9 protein-coding genes are annotated in these 6632 nt (G+C 58.6%); 4 read left to right on the top strand and 5 right to left on the bottom strand.

All coding sequences use genetic code 11. The annotated features are described in order from the left end of the window. Positions 1–93 precede the first annotated feature (93 nt). From J7360_RS19995 to J7360_RS20015, 5 genes are all read right to left on the bottom strand, one after another. Complete coding sequence (locus tag J7360_RS19995) at positions 94–678, bottom strand: hypothetical protein (RefSeq protein ID WP_244667852.1); 585 nt, start codon at positions 676–678, stop codon at positions 94–96. Next, positions 668–1000 carry a VirB3 family type IV secretion system protein gene (locus J7360_RS20000; RefSeq protein WP_017158600.1) on the bottom strand — a complete coding sequence of 111 codons (333 nt, stop codon included), beginning with the start codon at positions 998–1000 and terminating at the stop codon, positions 668–670. Before J7360_RS20000 ends, J7360_RS19995 begins: the two co-directional genes overlap by 11 nt. Before the next feature lie 15 nt (positions 1001–1015). After that, positions 1016–1312: a TrbC/VirB2 family protein gene (locus tag J7360_RS20005; protein WP_209034620.1), complete on the bottom strand. Its 297-nt coding sequence runs from the start codon at positions 1310–1312 to the stop codon at positions 1016–1018. A 2-nt stretch (positions 1313–1314) separates the two neighbouring features. Continuing rightward, on the bottom strand, positions 1315–1569 hold the full coding sequence (locus J7360_RS20010; protein WP_209034622.1) for a hypothetical protein: 255 nt from the start codon (positions 1567–1569) through the stop codon (positions 1315–1317). An 87-nt stretch (positions 1570–1656) separates the two neighbouring features. After that, positions 1657–2478, bottom strand: a complete 822-nt coding sequence (locus J7360_RS20015; protein WP_244667853.1) for a lytic transglycosylase domain-containing protein — start codon at positions 2476–2478, stop codon at positions 1657–1659. A gap of 226 nt (positions 2479–2704) precedes the next feature. Between J7360_RS20015 and J7360_RS20020 the strand changes: the two genes are divergently transcribed. From J7360_RS20020 to J7360_RS20040, 4 genes are all read left to right on the top strand, one after another. Further along, positions 2705–3100, top strand: coding sequence for a hypothetical protein (locus tag J7360_RS20020; RefSeq protein WP_209034623.1), 396 nt, complete (start codon positions 2705–2707; stop codon positions 3098–3100). A 306-nt stretch (positions 3101–3406) separates the two neighbouring features. Beyond that, positions 3407–5137, top strand: coding sequence for a hybrid sensor histidine kinase/response regulator (locus J7360_RS20030; RefSeq protein ID WP_244667854.1), 1731 nt, complete (start codon positions 3407–3409; stop codon positions 5135–5137). Then, entirely contained in the window at positions 5134–6051 is a 918-nt protein-coding gene (locus J7360_RS20035; protein ID WP_209034629.1) for an NAD-dependent epimerase/dehydratase family protein, read from the top strand. Before J7360_RS20030 ends, J7360_RS20035 begins: the two co-directional genes overlap by 4 nt. 88 nt (positions 6052–6139) lie before the next feature. Beyond that, positions 6140–6553, top strand: coding sequence for a response regulator (locus tag J7360_RS20040; RefSeq protein ID WP_244667855.1), 414 nt, complete (start codon positions 6140–6142; stop codon positions 6551–6553). The last annotated feature ends 79 nt before the right edge of the window (positions 6554–6632 follow it).

Raw genomic sequence — 6632 nt, forward strand, 5'->3', positions numbered from 1 at the left:
CGTCCGAATATGGCGCTCGGCGGCATCACGCCTGCCATGAAGTTGGCGATGGCCGCTTAGCTCCACTTCTGGCGACCGCTAAAAGTGGGGGGATTACCCCGTCACGTCCGTCAGCGCGTGGACGCACTTGTAGGTGCCCAGGACTTCGGGGCCGTAGCGCTTGAGCGACGAGAAAAACAGCCGTTGAAGTTCTTCCAGATCCTTCACCGCGGACTGCTGGCGTTCGACCTTTTCTCGCGTGCTTTGCTTCTCAAACTTGGCCAGGAGCGCCAGGGTCTTATCCGGCATCGCGCGATGGATCACGGTCAGGTAAAGCTCGTTCACCATGAGCGACTTTTCGGTGAACATTGCGCGGTACTTCTTGTCGAACTGCGCGCAAAAGGTGTTGTCGTAGTGCGCTTGGGGATACTCCGTCACTCGGCGGCGCACCATGTGCGTCCACAGCGCCAGGTGGTCGGAAGCCGCACCCTTGAACACAGTGTTCAGGTCGCGCACCCAGTTCATGAGCGTTTCGTAGTCTGCGCTAAGGTGCGAACGCCCTGACAGCTTGAACACGGTCAGCAGGTCGCCGGCCGCGGTTCCAAGGATCGTATCGGTAACATGCCTGGTGTACGGGATGAAGCTGGATATGCCCTTCTCGGCGTCCAGTTCCTTTCTCGTAGCAATTTCAGCGGACATATTTTTTCCTTTTGCGCTTGTACGTTGCGGGCGCATACGACGAGGCGTTCCAGAACCTCTTGTTCGTGTTGCGCAGCTTGGTGTCGATCCACAGACCCCAAGTGCCGAACGCCTTGTCGTCGTGCTTCACGATTTGCCGCATGACGAAGATGATCGGGATGAGCAGCGCCCAGCAGAAGATGCTGACGGTCATCGCCACAATGAAGACGAAGAAAACGGCGAGGATCAAAGGAAGCAATGGCACTCCCATGAACATGGGAGTGCGCGTTGCGCCTTTGAACAGTGGGAACGACGTGGCTGGCTTGTTGTCGTTGTCGTCCATGTTCGTCACCAGAAATTAGGTGACGAACAGTGCAACGATTTCTGCGACAGAGCCGGCGATGATGAGGCCCACGATCCACTTGATGAAACCCTCTTTCTGGATCACGTTGAACCAGTAGAGGATGACCAGGACCAGGCCGGCGCAGATGGCGATGATGGGAACGAAGGACAGCAGATTGTCCTTGAGCGAGTTCAGGAAGCCTTTGGCCTTGGTCAGCCCCTGGGCGTGGGCGTCGGTGGCAACGATTGCCAGGAGCAGGGAGGAAGCGAAAGCGGTCTTGTAATCGGCGAAGCGCGCGGGAGTGCCTTTCATGTCTACCTCAGTTGGAAATGTCCTTTCTGGACGTTGTAGTGATCGCGTAGAAGCCGGAACATCGCGCGTGGATCGCTCCATTCCCGCTTCCGGCCCCTTTGACTCACCAGCCGGTATTCCGAAACCGACCCATCCTTGTGATTGCGCACGTGGAGCACGAAGGTCCACGCGCGTTCCTTTGTTTCGATAACCGAACATTCCTCGATGGTGCTGTGGGTAAGCAGCAGATCGAGTTCCGGCGACTGAATCAGCTTCATTGCAGACACTCCCGTTGGCCGTTGAGAACGAGCCAGCGTAAGCGCTGCCTTAGGGTTTGTCCTTTTCAATTTTGACATTGTGACGAATCATTTTTTCACACCTGACTCCGTGAGAGTGATCGGTAGCCCCTCCACTGTTGATGGCGTGGTGACCGCTACGGCGGTGGCCGATTCGCTTTGCAGTTCGCGTTCCATGCGCACCCTGGCGGAAGCTCGGCCGAAGGCGTCCATGCGCCCCTGGCCGAAAGCATCGGGTGCAACGGGATCGGTCGGCGGCGGGGTGGTTCCTGCGACCGTGGCCACCGCCGGTTCGGGGGATTGGCCATCGGGAAGAAGCGCCGGGACCACGGCCGCAGGAGTCGTGCCGGCAGAGCGCTCGACGCGGCCGACATAGCCATTGGCATGCCCACGCGTGAAGTTGCCGGTGTTGTAGCAGGACAGCGCATTGCGCAGCGCTGCTTGATCGTTCGGCTCGCCGTCGGAGGCGCGCACGAAGCATTCGGTCAGAACGCGGGCCGCTGCCGCCAGGTTGGCGCAAGGCTCAAACACTTCCGTCCAGGCCATGCCGAACTTGCGGACGTTCGTGCTGTTGATCTGCCCCAGGCCGGAATCGAAGTTGTAACCGTTGGCCAGCAGGTATTCGGCCGTGGCGATGGCTTCCGCCGGATTGGCCGGCTGGCGCGGCAGTTGCCGGCTGCCGTTGATGTTGATGGCGTAGGGGCGGAAGCTGGATTCGGTCTTCACCACCGCGGTCAGGGTGGCGGGATGGACGGACGGGGCGCACTGCCGGGCCAGGGCTTCAAATTCCTGAACGGACTGTGCCGGCGCGTTTGGTGCGATCATCGCGCTTAACAAGCCTGTCAGGAGTGCCACAAATCGGAGTGCCATTGGTTGGATTTGTTTATTCATAATTGATTTTCTGACAAATCATTTATCACTAAATGATGGCTGTCAATAGGTGCCCCTGCTACGTCCGCCCGGATTTCGGGCAAGCGGCAACGGCCCAAGCACAGCCTGGGTGCACAGGTAGGAAATGAAAATTGGGAAATTTACGAGGGCGAACTAGCGCCGCTGTCTTGACCAGGCACACCGGTCGGCCGTCGGAGCCGGGCATGCCCTGCGCCGGAGCGCTGTCATGATGGTGGCCAAGATCGACCCCGCCTCAAATCTGGCGACGCTCGCGCGAATCAATCCAGGCGCGGCAGCCAACTATGCCGCCGCAATCCTTCACGAACTGGACGAAATCGTGAAGCGCAGCACCGTTGGCGATCCGACAACAAGTGCCGAGGAATTGTATGCGCAGGTGCATGCTCTCAAGAACGCAGTCGCACCAACCGGCGACCACGTGCTCATCAATGCTTGTGCCAGCCTGTTAGGTCCTCTAATGCAAGCGGAACGTAGAACCGAAATGGCAACACAATTCCGGTTCGTGGCTTCGGCCGCAGCAATGGCTGTCGCGGACTATCGCCGCGACGTGGAAGCGATGGCGTCAAGCGCCGCCGTCAATTTGTCTAAGCCGAGCGGTTTATGAAGGACAGCCGCCGCCCCCATCGAGAGCGCAGCTGTAGCTATGTTCGGCGATGCATCCGCGGTCATCACAACAACGGTCGTTGCTGCCGTTGCCGCTTTTGTTTGCTTCCGAAGTGTCGCGATGAAGGTAACGGCGTTCATGCCGGGCATGTGATAGTCCACCAGCGCGGCGTCTACCTCCATCGCTTGTAGTGTCTCCAACGCCGAGGTGCCATTGGTGCGCGCAAGCACACTATGCCCCAGCGAGCGCAGCGCCTCACTAATGAAAATGATGCTGGAAGGCGAGTCATCGACGACTAGAACCCACATGGACAATTCTCAATTATCTAAGCATGCGAAACCGGCAACCGTTCGCAAGGCCGGGCCGGTCAAGAAGATCGTGCGCCAGCTTGAGCGCCGTTATTGCATTAACCCGATACGCCAGGAGGTCAACCAAGCTTACTTCCGGTTCGTGATCTTCATCATATGCGGGATCTACTGCTACTCGATCCAAAATACGCCCTACTTGCGTTCGATCACGCTGTTCGCGCTACTGGCGACCTTTTTTTGGGTGTTCATGGCATGGCGGCGTGTCGGGCATGACAAAGTTCGGCATATCGGAGCGCTCGCCTACGACTGCCTCATCATCGGCCTGGTGATGGTCGGCATGGGCAGTTCCTTCATGGGCCTGTTCGCGGTCCTGTTGTGGATCGGGATTGGCTACGGCATTCGTTACCAGGAGCCGCTTTACCTCAAGCTCGGCATGGTGTTCACCACGGTGACGTTTGTTGTCTCTGGCCTAGTCACCAGCTGGACAGATTGGGGCGTCTTTCTCTCCTTGTTGGTAACTCTCGCAGTCGTTCCATTAATGCAGCTCGCGCCCATGACGCGGATCATAAAACTGTTAGAACAGCTTGATGCGACAAACAAGGAACTCGATGAAGCGAACAAGACCAAAACCCGCTTCATAAGCAACGTTTCGCACGACCTGTTGACGCCAGTTAGCTCGATCATCGGCTACTGCAGTTTACAGCCACCGCCGATTGATGGGATCCGGATCAACGCCTACCAACTCACACGACAAATCCGGGCGATTCTTGGCAAAACCGCCTCCGAAGACCTCACTCACGAGGAGCATCACGAAAGGTTTGATCCAGTCGATTTACTGCGCCAGGTGGCGACAATCGTAAAGCCACTTGCAGAAGTTAATGGCGCACAGATCACGATCATCAACGCAGGATCACTCGGCGTGTTTTCCGGGGCAGTGCATGCACTGTCAATCTGCCTCATCAATCTAGTGAATAACGCTGCTAAGCATTCTGGCTGCGACAGAATCGAGCTTGTGGCTGGCTACGACGGAACGATGCTCAGCTTTGTTGTCGCCGACAATGGGAACGGTATTCCAGAATCCCAGCAGCAGCTTGTATTTCAGCGATTTCATCGGGCCGGGTCTTCAATTGGTGCCGATGGCCTTGGGCTGGGTCTTTCGATTGTGCGCGACACCATTGAGGTTGTCGGCGGGCAAGTTACGCTGCACAGTACCAGCAACGGCTCCACCTTTCGATTGACCGCACCGGCAGCCCAACTCCTGGACACCGAGAGCCGCCCGCGAACGGTCGTACCTATACGGACAGCATTGACACGCGTGGCCAGTGTCTTGTTTGTGGATGACGAATTCCAAAGCCGCAGCGCTTGGTCCGCCGTACTGCGGGAGGCGGGCTTTCACGTACACGCGGCGGTAGGGGGTATTGAAGCCTTGGCCGCTATCGACGCCGGCAATCACTACGACGTGCATGTTCTCGACTACCGAATGCCGGAAATGAACGGCATCGAGTTAGCAGTGGCGATCCGGGCGCGCAACCCAGGGGCCAGGATCATAGCCCTCAGCGCAGATGCCGCAGATGACCGGGCACTGGTTTTTGAGCAGCCACTCGCCGATGGCCTGCTGGATGCTGCGCTCGGCAAGCCCATTCACCCGGAGAAGCTGATAGCGAGCGTTGAGCAGGCATGTTCCAGTACGCTAATCCCTTCGCTCCCAACCGATGCCTACGCCGAATGAAAATTTTTCTTACCGGATCGTCCGGTTGCCTGGCCAGCGTTCTGCTGCCTGTCCTCGCCGCGGATGATGCTGTGACGAACATCACGGGTATCGATATCGTAGAGCCTGGCTTCACCGATCCGAAGTTCACTCACGCCACGATGGACATGCGCAGCCCCGAAGTGCACGAACTCATGCGCGGGCACGATGCGGTGATCCACCTCGCTTTTGCTGTCAAGCGCGGCCGGCTTAGCGTACCGAAAATGACCGAAATCAATGTCGGTGGTAGCCGCAACGTCATCGACGCTGCCGTTGCGAACGGGATCGCAACTTTTGTGAACCTCAGCAGCGTTTCAGTCTATGGCGAAGGCGAGAATATGAGCGAGGAGGCGAAGCCGAACCCGCCGACCTGGTTCGCGTATGCCGATCACAAGGCCGAGGTTGAACGCTATCTCGCGGCGAAGATCCCCAGTGCAGTGCAGATCCGGGCACACCTGATTGTCGGGGCACACGCGCAGAAGTTCCTACGCGAGATCTTCCTGTTACCGGTCTGGCTGGACTTCGGACAAAGCCCACCTAAGCAGCAGGTTGTGCATGAAGCCGACGTGGTGGACGCCATCGTAGCGGCCCTAAAGAAGGGTGCGCAGGGCATCTACAACGTCGCAGCCGACGACGTGATCGCGCTGGGTGGCGATTACATCCGGAAGGGTCAGGAGGAAGGACGCAAGATCCGGCGGATGCAGTTTTCCGTCGTTCGGTTGTCCGCCGTTCTAGCGCAGACCGTGATGAAGAACGATCTGCTGACGCTCATTTCGATGTTGAACACCACCGCAACCGTCTCGTGCGACAAGGCGAAGAATGAGCTTGGCTGGCGGCCTCGCCGGTCGGCTTGGCAAGCGCGAACAGACGCATTACGGTCGCTCGATGCCAGCTAGGTTTTAGGCTGTCGGGCTTCGTAGTTTTCCCAATTTCATGGTGGGTACGGGGTGGGATATAACCCATACCAATCACTCGCCTGCCATGATGAAGAAGCCCATGACTGCCCCGATAACCGCCGCCAGCCATTTAGCAGTGGTCGGCGGATCGGCGGCCCCAGCCGCCATGCAACCAGGTACCCATGACCCAGGCGTTGCCGGCTTTTCCTACATCATCGCCGACGACCATCCCTCGGTCACGCTCGCTGTCAGCCAAATGCTCGCCGAACTGCTGGGCATGGCAACCTCCCGCTTCACCACGGCCAACACCAGCGCCGCGCTGCTGGCCGCATGCGCCGAGCCGTCCACATCGCCGCGAATCGTCGTGCTGGACCTGGTGATGCCCGGCGACCTCAAGCGCGTGGCGCTGGTGCGCGCCCTGCTGACCGCGGACCCGAAACTGCGGGTGCTGGTATACACCGCCGAGGAAAGCGCGTTTCTCGCGCGAGCCGTCATGCGGTAATCCCCCCACTTTTAGCGGTCGCCAGAAGTGGAGCTAAGCGGCCATCGCCAACTTCATGGCAGGCGTGATGCCGCCGAGC

This window comes from Xanthomonas sp. D-99 (assembly GCF_017746145.1).
GTDB lineage: Bacteria > Pseudomonadota > Gammaproteobacteria > Xanthomonadales > Xanthomonadaceae > Xanthomonas > Xanthomonas cissicola.